Here is a 15,028-nt window from a genome sequence, read left to right as displayed (position 1 = left end):
GCGGCCGACCCCCGGGCGGGCGGCGTCGCCCCTCGTCAACCCGGGGGTTGACAGCGCGCAATGGTCTAGTCCATTTTGAGGTGGTCTCGATCACCCTGCACCTGCACATGCCCCTTGGGAGGCAGCCATGACGTCCCACGCCCGGCGTGCGACCGTCGCCCTGCTGTCCGCTCTGTCGGTCACCGTCGGCCTGGTCCTGGCCTTCGCGGGCAACGCGTCCGCGGCCAACCTCGTCGCCAACCCCGGGTTCGAGGCTGGCAGCCTCTCCGGGTGGACCTGCTCCGGCGGCGGGTCCGTCACCTCCACCGACAAGCGCACCGGTGGCTACGCGCTCACCGCCGCGCCCGCCGGTTCGGACAACGCCCGCTGCTCGCAGACCGTCACGGTCAACCCGAGCTCGCGCTACACCCTGACCGCCTGGGTCAAGGGCGCCTACGTCTACCTCGGCGCCTCGGGGACCGGCACCACGGACGTCAGCACCTGGAACCCCACCGGCGGGTCCTGGGTGCAGCTGTCGACCAGCTTCAGCACCGGCGCCAACACCCGGTCGGTGACGGTGTACCTGCACGGCTGGTACGGCCAGCCCGCCTACCTGGCCGACGACGTGAGCCTCGACGGCCCCGGCACCCCGCCGACCTCGACCACGACCACCACGACGACCCGTCCCACGTCGTCGACCACCACGACGACGACCACGACCACCACGACGACGTCGACCACCACCACGACCTCGACGACGCCGACCACCACCACGACGACCACGACGAACCCGAACGTGCCGCTGCCCAAGCACGTGCTGACCGGCTACTGGCACAACTTCGACAACGGCGCGAAGCCGCTGACCATCGCGCAGGTGCCGACCACCTACGACATCATCGCGGTGTCGTTCGCCGACGCGGTGCCCGCCGTGCGCGGCCGGGTCGAGTTCAACCTGGACCCCGTGCTGTCGCAGAAGCTCGGCGGCTACACCATCGAGCAGTTCAAGGCCGACATCAAGACCGTCCAGGGCCGCGGCCAGAAGGTCATCATCTCCGTCGGCGGCGAGAAGGGCACCATCTGGGCCGGTGACACCACCTCGGCCACCGCGTTCGCCAACAGCGTCGTCGAGCTGATCCGCACCTACGGCTTCGACGGCGTCGACATCGACCTGGAGAACGGGGTCAGCGCCCAGTACATGGGCCCGGCGCTGCGCACCATCTACAACGGCGGCGGCAAGATCATCACCATGGCCCCGCAGACCATCGACGGCCAGTCGACCGGTCAGCAGTACTTCCAGCTGGCGCTGGCGGTCAAGGACATCCTGACCATCTGGAACATGCAGTACTACAACTCCGGCACCATGCTGGGCTGCGACCAGAAGGTCTACTCCCAGGGCACGGTCGACTTCCTGACCGCGCTGGCCTGCATCCAGCTGCAGGGCGGCCTGCGCCCCGACCAGGTCGGCCTCGGCCTGCCCGCGTCGCCGTCGGGTGCCGGTGGCGGCTACCAGTCGCCGCAGAACGTCAACAAGGCGCTCAACTGCCTCGCCCGCGGTACCGACTGCGGCTCGTACAAGCCGTCGACGACCTACCCGGGCATTCGGGGCGCGATGACCTGGTCGATCAACTGGGACGCCTCCAACGGGTACGCGTTCGCCAACACCGTGGCGCCGTTCCTGGACACCCTGCCGTAAAGCGGGGCTGACCGGTGAGGACGTGCGCGGCGGGGCGAGGGTGCCCGCCGCGCACGTTCTTTAGTCAGGCCAGACCGGCGTGCGCTTCTCCAAGAAGGCCGCCATGCCCTCCTTGGCCCCCTTCAGCTGAGAGGCCGACGCCATCACCTCTATAGCGAGCGCATAAGCATCCTGCTCAGGCCGATCCAACTGCGCATAGACCGTCTGCTTCCCCAACGCCTTGGACGCCTGGCTGCCTCTTGTGGCCCGCCGCATGAGGTCGTCCACCGCGTTGTCCAGCTCCTCATCCGGCACCGCCCGATTGACGAGCCCCCACTCCACCGCCGTCCTAGCGTCGATCACGTCCCCTGTCAGGGCCAGCTCCATCAACCGCTTCCGACCTATAGTCCGCGCCACCGGCACCGCAGGCGTGTGGCAGAACCAGCCCCCCTTACCGCCCGGCAGCGCAAACCCCGCCGACTCCGCGGCTACGGCCAGGTCGCAGGTAGCCACCAACTGACACCCCGCCGCCGTGGCCAACCCGTGCACCCTCGCAACCACCACCTGGGGCACGGTCTGGATGGTCCGCATGAGCTCGGTGCAGAGCCTGAGCAGGCCCCGCACCCCCAGTAGATCCCGCCCAGCCACATCCGCGAAGTCGTGGCCCGCCGAGAACACCGGCCCCTCGGCGCCCAACACGATCCCCTTGGCGTCTGATGTGCCAGCCACGCAGAAGGCGGCGAGGAGCTCGGCCAGGTGCTCAGCGGACAACGCGTTCCGCCGCTCGGGCCGGTTCATGGTGATCCGCACGATCTCGCCATCCCTGGTGACCAGGATGTGCTGGTAGTCGCCCATACCCCCGACCCTAGCCATCGAGCTTCGGAACCCGCTCCATCAACCGCCCGATCGCCTCGTCCACGGGCTCAACCTCAAGCTCCCACCACCGCAGCCGCCGTGCGACCTCCGCGACTGGGAGATTGTGCTGCATGGCCAGCCCCAGTATTTGTCCAATAGGCACCTGCTCGTTGGATGCGTGATATGCGGTGCGACCGAACTGTCTGAGCAGGTCAGTCCCTTCCTGGGCTGCGTCCCGCTGGATCCGAGTGGGGCGGACGGCCCCCAGTTCGGCCAGGCGATCCATTGTCAGCCAGAATATGAAAAGGTCTCCTCCGAAGAGGGTATACGGAAGGTGGAGCGGTGCATGAGTCCAGTCGAGCAGGAGTCTGCAAGCGCTTATTTCGCTGAAGATCTTTGCATCACGATCAGTTGGTATCCCTGGGGGGAACGAGGCGTCGAAATTGGGTCGGCTCTGTTCGAGGTGCTCTTCGAGCACTTCCTTGAGGCTTATTCTTTCTCGATGGGCCACTTGGACTGCATTGCTTAACTTGATTGCAGGAAAGTCGTAGATTGGTGCAGCAGTGACTGTCTCCAGAGACCCCTCGTACTCCGATGCATTGATCCTGTAGCCTAGCTCGATTGCTCGAACGGTGAGAGACGCTACGTCCCCGGCAAAGTTGTCCGTATTCAAGACTGCTTCGGGGGTAATAGATGCTTGTTCTGTAGCTGCAAGTATCTGCGTAAGTTTGAAATCAGAAGGTATAGCCGGTCGGACATTTCTCGGATCGATTAGCAGGTTCTCGTCAAGAAGGTGTGGCCTGTGTGCGAGGAGGCGCCACAGTAATATCCAGTTGGAAAGAGAGGGGCTACCAACCTCTAAATCGCTTGTCGTGGGATTGAACAGGGTTTCGTCGGTGGGGAAGCAGCCCGTTCTGGCCATATCCGAGCTGCCCCAACTGGAGCGGAGTTGGGTTCGGTTCGCAATAGCCGCGAGCGTGACCGCGTCCGCTACGCTGAGGTCAGCGGCGCGAATCCAGTTGAGCGTCATGAACCCGGGATTCTCGGAAACAAGATCGACAGCTGACTGGGATAGCAGTTTTTTGACCTGAGTTGACGTTCTGTCCACTGTCGAGGTGCGGTCAACTGTCAAGCGGGGGGCCCACTCGCGAGTCAGGTTCACAACGGCGCCTCTGATGGTCTCTTTGATGAGTAGGCCGTCAACGAGCATCGCTCCTCCGCGTGCGCACCACACGACCTGCCCGTTCGGTTGCGGTGTGGCATGGACCAACGGCCCTTGCGCGTCAATGCCCGCGCGTAGCGATGTCGAGCGAGGTCGGAAGATATTGGGATTCCATTCTTCGCTTCTCATGGAGTCGGTGGCAGTTGTGGTGAACTCGGCGATTCCCAGGAGGCGGTCCAGGACGTCCACGCAGGAGGGGGCGTCGGCGCCGTCGCGGAGGTAGAGGGTGACTGTGGTGCCGGGTTCCGCGCCGTGCTCCTCCGTCACTGTGATGCGGAACAGGTGGCCGGGGCCGACGATCCGTACGTGCCACTCGGGGCCGGGGCGGCCGCCGTGGCGGTCCATTCGGGTGGTGGTTACTTCGATTTCGTCGGCGAGCATGAAGTAGCTCAGGACGCCTATGCCGAAGCGGCTGTTGGGGTAGAGGTGGATGTCGCGGTCGGCCCATTCGGCTTGTTCTTCGAGGAATTCTGGGCGGTCGGCGAAGCGGATACCGGCTTGGGAGAAGACTTCGCGCAGTTCCTGGTCGCCCATGCCGATGCCGTTGTCGGAGCAGCGCAGGTAGTGCCTGCCTTGCTCGTCCACGCCCTGCTCGAACGCGATGTTGCCCGTCCACGGCCTGGCCAGGAAGTCCTGCCGCGCTTGCCGGTAGCGGCAAGCGTCCAGCGCGTTCTGGTACAGCTCGCGGATCGCCAGCGACTGGTCCCCGTAGAGTTGTTGGCCCATAAGGAGTTCACGGACCCGGGTCTCGTCGAGGCGGAACCTGGTGACGGGCACCGTGAACGCGGGCGCTCCATCCACCGAGGCGGGTTCCACGCGGTCGGCCGAGGCGCGGGCGGGCAACAGGAGCAGCGGCTGCAGGTGGGTGTCGTCTTGGGCCACTGAATGAACCGCTGCGAACACGGCGTCCGCGCGGGCGACGTGGTCGCGCAGTGCCTCCATGACCGCCTCGTGGTGGCATTCCGCGACCATGCCGACGCCGATGTGGACGGGTTCCCAGCTCAGGTAGGTGAGCGTGGTCCGCAGCAGCGGCAGCTCCACCGGGTTGGGGACGCCGAGGTGTTCGACCAGCACCGGCGACAGCGTGATCGGCTCGACGGCGAGGCAGTGTGCGACGGCCACCAGCAGGCCGAGCAACCGTTCGCGGACCATGACCCCGCCGAGGTGGCTGGTTCTCGGGCGCAGGTCCAGCCGCGCGGGGTTGCCGAGGTCGCCGGGGGACAGGCGCAGGAGGCGGGTCATGCGGTCGAGGACGTCGGTGAGGACCTTGCGGGTGGGGAGGTCGTCGAGGGTGATCGTGGTCGACGGGAGCGGGTGGGTCTCGACCCAGCGGTGGAACAGCCACCAGCCGATCTCCTCCGCGGCCGCTTGGCGGTCGCCCAGATCTCGTTGCGCCGCTCTCGCCACTAGACGACGTTCCTGTTGGCCGTCCAGGAAACGCTCGTACGACTCGCGGGCCTTCTCGCCCGTTGCCGACAAGTTGATCGGGTCGACGCAGGTGAGTGAAGCCGCGGCCCTGGCCGTTCGCGTTTGGTGCGCGAGAGGGGCCAACGACAGCAGCGCCGCCTCTAGCGGGGAGAACTCCAGCGGCTCGTGCTCCCTGATCGCGACGATCAGCGCGGAGACCTGGTCGGTCATCCGCTTCGGGAGGTCTTCGTCGCGCCAGGGGTCGCCAGCCAATGCGTGCTCGGCCTGGTTGTGCGCCGCGAACAGCTGCTCGGCCGTGGACATCGCGCCCGCCAACGCCTGGCCCGCGTCCGCGACCTTCGTCCACGCGGGGTGCAGCCGGACCAGGTCGGTCCAGTCGGCGGAGGTCGCCGGGGGGACCGATGCCTCGGCTCGACCGTGCAGGTCCCGCCAGAAGAGCAGGTCTGTGGTGACCGACGGCGGCGTCGTGGCGAGACCAGCGCACGCCTGCACCACCGCCTGGACCACCTCCCAGGACGGCGCGTTCTTCACCGTCCCGCCGAGGATCGCAGACAGCTGGCCTTCCGACAGCCCGCACCGGCTCGCCAGCGCGGGCTTGCCGCTCTCCTGCCACAGCTGCCTGAGCTTCGCGCACAACTCCGCGACGTCCGCTGCCGCCATCGGCTGACCTCCCAGCACTACGCCCGGTCAGCCGGGTCCTGCCTGGGTTCTACCGCTCGCCGCCGCGGCGCGTTCGGGGTCGCCGGTGATTCCCCCGAACGGCTCAGCGGTGGTGCTCGTGCAAGAGCAGCTGCGTGTAGGCGGCGACGGACTGGGCGTCGGTGATGTCGCCTGCTCGGATCATGGCTTCGAAGGTGGCGCGGGGGAACCAGGCGGCGCGCATGTCCTGTTCCTCGAGTTCGCGCGAGGGCGGGCCCTCGGTGAGGTCGGTGGCGAGGTAGACGTTGCCGCGTTGGCTCGACATGCCCGCGGCGACGTCGAGGGTGCCGATGTGGGTCATGGTGGCGGCGTGCAGGCCGGTCTCCTCGCGCAGCTCGCGGGCGGCGAGCTGGTCGGGGGGCAGCACCGCGCGGTCGGGGGCGGTGCCCTGCGGGAACTCCCAGCGGCGCGCCCCGAGCGGGTAGCGGAACTGCTCGACGAGCATCAGCCGCTCGCCGTCGAGGGGGATGACCAGGGCGTAGTCCGGTTTGTCGATCACCCCGTAGATGCCGGGGCTGCCGTCGTGGCGGCGGATGCGGTCTTCGCGGACGGTCATCCAGGCGTTGGCGTAGACCTGTGTCGTGTCGAGGCGTTCCACAGGGTCGATCCTGCCGTGCCCGCCGGACGGGCTAACCTGCCCGGGTGCGTCTCGTGATCGCTCGCTGCCAGGTCGACTATGCCGGACGGCTCACCGCCCACCTGCCGATGGCCAACCGGCTGTTGCTGGTCAAGGCGGACGGCTCGCTGTCGGTGCACTCCGACGACCGCGCCTACAAGCCGTTGAACTGGATGACCCCGCCGTGCTGGCTCACCGAGGAGCCCGGCGTGTGGACCGTGCAGAACAAGGCCGGTGAGAAGCTGGTCATCACCCTCGACGAGGTCATGCACGACTCGGCCCACGAACTGGGCGCCGAACCCGGCCTCGTCAAGGACGGCGTCGAGGCGCACCTGCAGGAGTTGCTCGCCGAGCACATCACCACCCTGGGCGACGGCTACACCCTCGTCCGCCGCGAGTTCCCCACCGCCATCGGCCCGGTTGACATCATGTGCCGCGACGCCGGGGGCTCGTCGGTGGCCGTCGAGATCAAACGCCGAGGCGAAATCGACGGCGTCGAGCAGCTGACCCGTTACCTCGAACTGCTCAACCGAGACCCCCTCCTAGCCCCCGTCCGCGGCGTCTTCGCGGCCCAGCTGATCAAACCCCAGGCCAGGGTCCTCGCCGAAGACCGCGGCATCCGCTGCGTAACCCTCGACTACGACACCCTCCGCGGCATCGAATCCGACGAGTTCCGCCTCTTCTGACCCGACACCGCCCGGCTGTCCACAACCCCTTGGGTTGCCCACAACTGGCCAGCCGTCCACAACGGCCGCCTGTCCACAACCGGCCAGTTGCCCACAACCCCCTGGGTTGCCCACATGCGCCCAGCTGCCCACAACCGCGGAGCCGTCCAGAGCCGTCGAGCTGTCCACAACCGCGCGGCTATCCACAACCTCGGAGTCGTCCACAACCACCCGAGCTGTCCACAGCCACGCCGCGAGCGAGCTGTTCTGTCGGTGCCGCATGGAAGGCTGTATATCGGGGGCTGCTCTGGCCGGTTTGATCTTGAGCATCCCCGGAACCGCGCGGTCACTCCGTGAAGAAGCCGACCATGGTCTGGTAGCGGGGGTCGGGGTCGCCGACCCAGCGGCCGGGGCCGACGGTGGTTTCCCAGGTTCGGTGGGCGGTGATGAGGGCGTTGACCAGGTCGGTGCCGAGGGTGGCGGCTTCGTGCAGGTCTTGGTCGGGGGTTTGGGAGCTGGCGCCGACGATGAGGCCGCGGATGTTGGCTGAGTGGCCGTAGCGGAAGTGGCCGGTGCCGAGGAGGTGGGGGTCGATGAGGGCGGCCTCGCCGTGGTTGTGGCCGGTGTGGCGGTGGCCGATCGCCTTGGCGGCGGCGTTGGGGAGGAAGGGGAGGGCTTCGTCGCCGATGGTGAGGGCGGCTAGGACGGGGTTGGGGTCCGTGCAGGGGGCGGTCGGGTCGAGGACGACGAAGGCCATGCTGGAGCGGGGGTAGCGGCCGCGCGGACCGTCGGTGTTGTGGTTGCGCCAGACGCTCTCCGCGCGGCGCCGACCGGCGGTGACCAGCAGGTCGGTGAGCCCGGCGTCGTCGAGCATGTACGCGTACGGGTTGCGGCGGTGCCTGGCGCGCACCGCGGGGGTGTCCTGAGTGGTCATGGGGGGCATTGTCCGCGAGAACCGGCGGTTCGGTACCCGTGGTGGTGCTCACCAGGCCCTATTGGTATAGACCTTACCCGTGACCACCACTGCACCCGGTCGGCTGTGGACGGCGAACTTCGCGCTGTACTTCACCGCCAGGATCGTCTCCATGCTCGGCGACATGATGATCCCGGTCGCCATGTCGGTCGCCGTGCTCGGCTTGGGCTACGGCGTGGTCGGCGTCGGGCTCGCGCTCGGCGCCTGGATGGGCGCCTTCGCCCTGTTCGTCGTCTTCGGCGGCGTGTTCGCCGACCGGTTCCACCCGCGGCCGCTCATGATCGGCGCCGACGCGGTCCGCTGCGCCGTGCAGGTGGCCCTCGCGGCGTACCTGTGGCTCGGCCACCCGCCGCTGTGGTTCATCGTCGCCGCATCGTTGCTCGGCGGCATCGCGACCGCCATGTTCCAGCCCGGCTTGACCAGCATGGTGCCGCAGGTCGCGACCGATGCGCAGCAGGCCAACGGCGTGCTCCGCGTCTCCCAGGGCCTCGCAACAATGCTCGGCCCGGCGCTGGCCGGTGTCCTGGTCGCCACCACGACCGTCGCCTGGGCCTTCGTCGTCGACGCGGCGACCTTCGCCGTCAGCGGGATCTGCCTGCTGCTGCTCAAAGTCCCCAGGTTCGAGGTGACCGACACGGCGACGACCTGGCAGAACCTGCGCGCGGGCTGGCACGAGTTCCGCTCCAGGTCCTGGCTGTGGACGGTCATCCTGATCTGGTGGGTCCTCGGCGTCCTGGTCTGGGGCCCGATCCACCCGCTCGGCGCGGCGTCGATCATCGAGGTGCACGGAACGGCGGTGTTCGGCTACGCGGAGGCGGCCTTCGGCGCGGGGAGCATCATCGGCGGGTTGATCGCAATCAAGCTCCGGCCCGCGCGCCCGCTGTTCGGCGGTGCGATCGCGATGTTCCTGTTCCCGTTGATGCCGCTGGGCGCCGCGTTGGTGCCCGCGGTGCCGGTGCTGTTCGCGCTGTACGCGGCCAGTGGTGCTGGTTGGGCGTTCTGGGGCGTGCAGTGGGCGACTTCGGTGCAGACGCAGATCCCGGCGGACCGGCTCAACCGGGTCGCGGCTTATGAGGTCGCGGGGTCCATCCTCGCGGTTCCGCTCGGGCAGGTGCTCGCGGGGCCTGCCAGCGCCCTGTTCGGGATTCATCCGCTCCTGTTCGTCGCCGCGATCGCGGGTACGGGTTGCGCTATCGCCCTTGTTGCCACCGCCCCGGTCCGGCGTCTGACCAGGGTCTAGGTCATCCCACCACTGTGGACGGAGGGCGGGGTGCGCTGATCAGTTCGGCTTCGGCTCGTCGCCTGGCGGCGACATTGCGACGCGGTCCGTGGGGTGTGGGTGTGCTCGATGGGGCGAACTTGTTTTGCGCGGGGCCCCTGCGCCAGCCGTGGCAGGACCGCAAAGCTGGGGCCGAAAAGCGTGGCCCTGTCCGCGCAGAACGCTACGACTGCCGCTCCCCCACGCAAAACAAGTCCGCCCCATCGAGCAGATGGCACCTCGGCTTCCGAGTGTCCAGTAGCTGGGTTCGGTGGTCGGAGTAGGGCGGCTGGGTTGGCAGCTGCGGCTTCCGGGAGCGATGGTCGTGAGGCTGGGATCAGTCCGTAAATCGGGCAAAAGGGACTGGAAAAGTCTTCGTTGTGCGGTGGGGGTTGGGTGGGGTCATGCTGTCGGGGTGATCACACCGAGGTGACGGGTGGTGGTTGGTGTGCGCCTTCTCGCGGATGCCGATTTGCGGCTGGACGCGGCTCCTATTGACTACATCTTGTTGGGCGTCTACTTCGTCGTTGTCCTGGGGATCGGGGCGTTGGCCCGGCGGTCGGTTTCCAGCAGTTTGGACTTCTTCTTGTCCGGGCGGTCATTGCCCGCGTGGGTTACCGGGTTGGCGTTCATCTCGGCGAACCTCGGGGCTGTCGAGATCTTCGGGATGACGGCGAACGGGGCGCAGTACGGGTTGCCCACGATGCACTACTACTGGATCGGTGCCATCCCGGCGATGGTGTTCCTCGGTCTGGTGATGATGCCGTTCTACTACGGGTCCAAAGTGCGCAGTGTGCCCGAATTCCTGTTGCGGCGGTTCGGGAAGTTCGCGCACCTGGTCAACGGGCTCAGTTTCGCCACCGCGCAGGTGCTCATCGCGGGGGTCAACCTCTTCGCGCTCGCCACCGTGGTCAACCTGTTGCTCGGGTGGCCGTTGTGGCTCAGTGTCGTTGTGGCGGCGGCGATCGTGCTCGCGTACACCTCGCTCGGTGGTCTGTCGGCGGCGGTCTACAACGAGGTGATGCAGTTCTTCGTCATCGTCGCGATGTTGTTGCCGTTGACGTTCGTGGGGCTGCACAAGGTCGGTGGGTGGCAGGGGCTGGTCGACAAGATCACCGCAGCTGATCCGGCGACGGCGGGGGAGCAGTTGTCGTCGTGGCCGGGGACGAACCTGACGGGGATCGGGAACGCGACGCTGAGTGTGTTGGGGATCGTGTTCGGGCTCGGGTTCGTGCTGTCGTTCGGTTACTGGACAACGAATTTCGCCGAGGTGCAGCGGGCGATGTCGGCCAAGAGCATGTCGGCCGCGCGTCGGACGCCGCTGATCGGGGCGTATCCGAAGACCTTCATCGCGCTGATCATCATCATCCCCGGCATGATCGCCGCGGTCCTGGTGCCCGAGTTGGCCGAGTTCAAGCGGGGGCAGGACACCGGCGTCACCTACAACAACGCGATCCTGCTGCTGATCCGCGACCTGCTGCCCAACGGCATGCTCGGCATCGCGATCACCGGTCTGCTGGCCGCTTTCATGGCGGGCATGGCCGCCAACGTCAGTTCCTTCAACACCGTCTTCACCTACGACCTCTGGCAAGCCTACGTCCGCAAGGACAAACCGGACGGGTACTACCTCAGGGTCGGGCGGGTCGTCACCGTGGTCGGCTGCGTGATCGCGATCGGCACCGCGTTCATCGCCAGCAGCTTCACCAACATCATGGACTACCTGCAGACCCTGTTCGGCTTCTTCAACGCGCCGCTGTTCGCGACGTTCATCCTCGGCATGTTCTGGAAGCGGATGACCCCGCTCGCCGGTGGGCTCGGCCTGATCGCGGGCACGGCGTCCGCGGTCACCGTCGACGTGCTGAACCGGGCCGAGGTGCTGCACCTGGCGGGCCAGGGCGCGAGTTTCGTGGCCGCCAGCGCCGCGTTCGTGGTCGACATCGCGGTCAGCGTGGCGGTGTCGCTGGTGACCAGGCCCAAGCCGGACGCCGAGCTGGTCGGGTTGGTGTGGTCGCTGACGCCGCGTGAGCGGCTGCGCCACGACGAGACCGGCGAGAACGCGGGCTGGTACCGCAAGCCCGGGGTCCTGGCCGCTGGCGTGCTGGTGCTGGCACTGGCCCTCAACATCGTCTTCTGGTGAGGAGCGACATGAGCGACAAGAAGGCGGCGGGTCTGTTCGACCTGCGCGGCGTGCTGGCGCTGCTGTTCGCCGTATACGGGTTCGTGCTGACCGTCATGGGTATCGCGTTCACCACCGACGCCGACCTGGAGAAGGCGGGCGGGATCAACGTGAACCTGTGGGTAGGCCTCGGGATGGTGGCCGTGGCCTTGCTGTTCGCACTCTGGGTACGCGTGCGACCGCTGTCCGTGCCCAACTCGGAGTCCGAAGAGGAGCCCGGCTGAGGAGTTCCTCGCACGGATCGCGGACGGAGTGGTTACCGTTGGCCCGTGCGGGGATTACTTCGACTGGTCGCGGCGGGCACGGTGCTGGTGCTCGCCGCTGGTTGCGGCGCGGATCTGTCCAAATCGAGCACCGCGCGCAGCACCGTGCCCGCCACTTCCGGGCTGGCCACCAGCACCAGCACCAGCTCGCCGTCGCCGGTCGACGCGTTCGACCCGGACAACCTGCGTGGGATCAACCCGTGCGGTCTGATGGACAACGCCGCGCTCAAGCCGCTGGGTGAGCCCGCGGAGAGCCGGTTGCGCGACTTCTCCCAGTGCTCGAACTACATGAAGGACAAGGACGGCGAGGAGCTCAACCTCACCCTGTCCATCGGCGAACCCACCATCGGCCAGCCGGAGCCCGACGCCGAGATCGAGGGGTTGCCGTTCGTCAAGTCCGAACTGGACGACAAGACGGCCTGCTTCCTCACCGCGATCACCGAGACCAACCCCAACCGCGGCATCACCGTGCAGGCGGGCCGCCGCGACAAGGGCGACCTGTGCACGCCGGGTCGGGCCCTGCTCGAGTCCGCCCTCGCCAAGATCCGCGACGACGCGCCGCGGCTGGATCTCGCGGACAACACGCTGGTCGCCGTCGATCCGTGCGGGCAGCTCGCGGACTCCGTGATCACCGCCGCCGTCGGCCCCGACACGCGCAAACGGCCCTCCGGGGCGCACGTGTGCTCGTGGAACGGCGGCGGCATGTCGCTCATGCTCACCTTCCGCATCGGCCCCCGCCCGGAGGCGATCGCCGACGCGGCCAAGAGCGTGCCGATCAACCTGGGCGGGGTCACCGGCCAGCAGCGGGCCGAGGCCGACGGCGGCCGCTGCCGCCTGGAGTGGGCGCACGCGGACTACCCGGGCGACAAGGAGCGCGCCGAGGTGGTCGCGATCGACCTGAGCCGCTACAGCGGCTCCGGCGCGGGTGAGGACCTCTGCGCGAAGGCGCAGGCGGTGGCCAAGGCGCTCATCCCGAAGCTGCCCAAGCGGTAGCGGCACGACCACTGTCCCAAGTGGATGGTGGGCGCTGCGGCGGCTGGACTGCCAGGTGTTGGCCGCGGCGTAGTCGCGGAACCCCTGGCTTGGCGGCCTCGTCGAGGGGGCGGCTGTGGTGTGGTTGTGCGGGCCGCCCTGTGGTCCGGTGAGGTGGCTGAACCCCGGCCGCTTTCGCGCACGCCGCGGTGGAGTTGTTCCGCTAAGCGACATCGGCCGCCGGTGGTCGTGCGGTCGCTGCGGCGGCACGAGTGCTCGCCGCCGGGGCTGATGTCCGTCGGGGCCCAACTGGGTGACCAGATCGCCGCTGCGGGGGCGGGCCTGGTCGAACGCGGTTTCGCTTTCCGTGCGGAACCGGTGCAGTGGCGCAGTTCACGCCGCGGGCCGCCGATGCCGTGGCATCATCAGCGCAAGATGTTACCGGCAGGTAGCAACGCGGGAGGTAGCTGTGGCGCGTGATTTCGCCGTCGTCGGCGTGGTTGGGTTGGGCACCATGGGCGCGGGGATCGCCGAGGTACTCGCGCGCAGCGGGGTCCGCGTGGTGGCCGTCGAGGTCGATCCGGCGGGCATCGAGCGCGGCCGCGGCCACATCGAGCACTCCACCGGGCGTGCGGTCGCCAAGGGCAAGCTCGACGAGGACGCGAGGGCGCGCCTGCTGGACCTGATCACCTACAGCACCGCGTTGACCGACCTGGCCGACGCCGACCTCGTCATCGAGGCGATTCCGGAATCGCTGGACCTCAAGGCGGGGTTGTTCGCCGAGTTGGACCGGATTGTGCGCCCCGAGGTTGTGCTGGCGTCCAACACCTCCTCGCTGTCGGTCACCCAGATCAGCGTCCACACAGGACGGCCGGGCAAGGTGGTCGGGCTGCACTTCTTCAACCCGGCGCCGGTGCTGCGGCTGACCGAGGTGGTCCGCACGGTGGTCACCGAGCCGGATGTGGTCACCGACGTGGTCGAGTTCGCCAGGCGGCTGGGCAAGGAACCGGTGGTCATCGGCGACCGGGCCGGGTTCATCGCCAATGCCCTGCTCTTCGGCTACCTCAACCACGCCGTGGCGATGTACGAGTCCCGCTACGCCACTCGGGAGGACCTCGACGCCGCCATGCGCTTCGGTTGCGGTTACCCGATGGGGCCGTTGGCGCTGCTGGACCTCATCGGGCTCGACACCGCGTACGAGATCCTGGAGACGATGTACGCGCAGTCCCGTAACCGATTGCACGCGCCGACTCCGGTGCTCAAGCAGATGATCACCGCGGGGCTGCTCGGCCGCAAGAGCGGGCGCGGCTTCTACACCTACGACGGGCCGGACTCGCCGACCGTGGTCGCGGACGCCCAGACGCCCACGGCCGCCGCGGGTGTTGGCGCGGCGCGCGAGGTGCGTCGCGTGGGCGTTGTGGGGACCGGGACGATGGCCACCGGGATCGTGGAAGTGTTCGCACGCAAGGGGTTTGACGTCGTGCTGCGTGCTCGGTCCGCGGAGAAGGCGGCGGCCGCGATCGGCAAGGTCGGCAAGTCGTTGGACCGCCAGGTGAACAAGGGGCGACTCTCCTCAGAGGACCGTGATGCGGTGTTGGGCCGGGTCTCGCCCGCCGTGGAGTTCGCCGAGCTCGCGGACTGCGACCTGGTGGTGGAGGCCGTCGCCGAGGAGCTGTCGGTGAAACGGGCGGTGTTCGCCGCGCTCGACGAGGTCGTCAAGCCGGGCGCGGTCCTGGCCACCACCACATCGTCGCTGCCGGTGATCGAGTGCGCCGCGGCCACCGCACGACCGGGTGACGTGATCGGGTTGCACTTCTTCAACCCGGCCCCGGTGATGAAGCTGGTCGAGGTCGTCGCCACCATCGCCACCTCCGCCGACGTCATCGCCACCGCCCACGCCGTGTGCCAGGCCGTCGGCAAGCACCCCGTGCACTGCGGCGACCGCGCCGGGTTCATCGTCAACGCCCTGTTGTTCCCGTACCTCAACGACGCGGTGAAGATGCTCGAGGCGCATTACGCCGAGGCCGACGACATCGACACGGCCATGAAGGTCGGCTGCGGCCTGCCGATGGGCCCGTTCGAGCTGCTGGACGTGGTCGGCCTCGATGTGTCGCTGGCCATCGAGCGGACCCTGTACAACGAGTTCCACGAGTCCGGTTACGCGCCTGCTCCGCTGCTGGAACACCTGGTCACCGCTGGTCGCCTCGGCCGCAAGACCGGGAAGGGCTTCCGCGACTACAGCCGGTGAGG

At 68.0% G+C, this 15,028-nt stretch carries 11 protein-coding genes; 7 read left to right on the top strand and 4 right to left on the bottom strand.

What is annotated here, in order from left to right:
• Window positions 1-127 precede the first annotated feature (127 nt).
• Window positions 128-1,672 carry a chitinase gene (locus JOD54_RS33305; protein WP_204455886.1) on the top strand — a complete coding sequence of 515 codons (1,545 nt, stop codon included), beginning with the start codon at window positions 128-130 and terminating at the stop codon, window positions 1,670-1,672.
• Window positions 1,673-1,732: 60 nt separating this feature from the next.
• On the opposite strand, the gene JOD54_RS33300 is transcribed toward JOD54_RS33305, so the two are convergent.
• The 3 genes from JOD54_RS33300 to JOD54_RS33290 all read right to left on the bottom strand — a co-directional run bounded on the left by JOD54_RS33300 (window position 1,733) and on the right by JOD54_RS33290 (window position 6,462).
• Entirely contained in the window at window positions 1,733-2,506 is a 774-nt protein-coding gene (locus tag JOD54_RS33300; RefSeq protein ID WP_204455885.1) for an enoyl-CoA hydratase-related protein, read from the bottom strand.
• A gap of 10 nt (window positions 2,507-2,516) precedes the next feature.
• Window positions 2,517-5,816, bottom strand: a complete 3,300-nt coding sequence (locus JOD54_RS33295) for an HD domain-containing protein (RefSeq protein WP_204455884.1) — start codon at window positions 5,814-5,816, stop codon at window positions 2,517-2,519.
• Between the two features lie 103 nt (window positions 5,817-5,919).
• The gene (locus JOD54_RS33290; protein ID WP_204456992.1) at window positions 5,920-6,462 is read right to left on the bottom strand and encodes an NUDIX domain-containing protein; all 543 of its coding nucleotides are present in this window, start codon (window positions 6,460-6,462) and stop codon (window positions 5,920-5,922) included.
• Window positions 6,463-6,497: 35 nt separating this feature from the next.
• On the opposite strand from JOD54_RS33290, the gene nucS reads away from it, so the two are divergent.
• Window positions 6,498-7,157 (top strand): endonuclease NucS, encoded by a 660-nt coding sequence (gene nucS, locus JOD54_RS33285; RefSeq protein ID WP_204455883.1) that lies wholly within the window; start codon window positions 6,498-6,500, stop codon window positions 7,155-7,157.
• 325 nt (window positions 7,158-7,482) lie between these two features.
• Here nucS and JOD54_RS33280 read toward each other — a convergent pair whose 3' ends face one another.
• Window positions 7,483-8,070, bottom strand: coding sequence for a hypothetical protein (locus JOD54_RS33280; RefSeq protein WP_204455882.1), 588 nt, complete (start codon window positions 8,068-8,070; stop codon window positions 7,483-7,485).
• A gap of 79 nt (window positions 8,071-8,149) precedes the next feature.
• Here JOD54_RS33280 and JOD54_RS33275 point away from each other — a divergent pair, with 79 nt between their 5' ends.
• The 5 genes from JOD54_RS33275 to JOD54_RS33255 all read left to right on the top strand — a co-directional run bounded on the left by JOD54_RS33275 (window position 8,150) and on the right by JOD54_RS33255 (window position 15,026).
• Complete coding sequence (locus JOD54_RS33275) at window positions 8,150-9,349, top strand: MFS transporter (RefSeq protein ID WP_307860478.1); 1,200 nt, start codon at window positions 8,150-8,152, stop codon at window positions 9,347-9,349.
• A 466-nt stretch (window positions 9,350-9,815) separates the two neighbouring features.
• Window positions 9,816-11,504, top strand: a complete 1,689-nt coding sequence (locus tag JOD54_RS33270; protein ID WP_204455881.1) for a sodium:solute symporter family protein — start codon at window positions 9,816-9,818, stop codon at window positions 11,502-11,504.
• Between the two features lie 8 nt (window positions 11,505-11,512).
• A complete protein-coding gene (locus tag JOD54_RS33265) occupies window positions 11,513-11,767 on the top strand; it encodes a hypothetical protein (RefSeq protein ID WP_204455880.1) in 255 nt (84 codons plus the stop codon).
• A 45-nt stretch (window positions 11,768-11,812) separates the two neighbouring features.
• The gene (locus JOD54_RS33260; RefSeq protein WP_204455879.1) at window positions 11,813-12,799 is read left to right on the top strand and encodes a DUF3558 family protein; all 987 of its coding nucleotides are present in this window, start codon (window positions 11,813-11,815) and stop codon (window positions 12,797-12,799) included.
• Between the two features lie 448 nt (window positions 12,800-13,247).
• Window positions 13,248-15,026: a 3-hydroxyacyl-CoA dehydrogenase family protein gene (locus tag JOD54_RS33255; protein WP_204455878.1), complete on the top strand. Its 1,779-nt coding sequence runs from the start codon at window positions 13,248-13,250 to the stop codon at window positions 15,024-15,026.
• The last annotated feature ends 2 nt before the right edge of the window (window positions 15,027-15,028 follow it).

Origin of the sequence: Actinokineospora baliensis (assembly GCF_016907695.1) — a bacterium.
In the GTDB taxonomy this organism is placed as follows: domain Bacteria; phylum Actinomycetota; class Actinomycetes; order Mycobacteriales; family Pseudonocardiaceae; genus Actinokineospora; species Actinokineospora baliensis.
The sequence above is the reverse complement of the archived record's forward strand: the minus strand, read 5'-3'. Positions and strand labels throughout refer to the sequence as shown.

What these genes read in the sequence shown, in the direction of transcription:
- JOD54_RS33300 (WP_204455885.1), bottom strand. Translation starts at nt 2,506, where the DNA reads ATGGGCGACTACCAGCACATCCTGGTCACCAGGGATGGCGAGATCGTG.
- JOD54_RS33280 (WP_204455882.1), bottom strand. Translation starts at nt 8,070, where the DNA reads ATGACCACTCAGGACACCCCCGCGGTGCGCGCCAGGCACCGCCGCAAC.
- JOD54_RS33305 (WP_204455886.1), top strand. Translation starts at nt 128, where the DNA reads ATGACGTCCCACGCCCGGCGTGCGACCGTCGCCCTGCTGTCCGCTCTG.
- JOD54_RS33265 (WP_204455880.1), top strand. Translation starts at nt 11,513, where the DNA reads ATGAGCGACAAGAAGGCGGCGGGTCTGTTCGACCTGCGCGGCGTGCTG.
- JOD54_RS33295 (WP_204455884.1), bottom strand. Translation starts at nt 5,816, where the DNA reads ATGGCGGCAGCGGACGTCGCGGAGTTGTGCGCGAAGCTCAGGCAGCTG.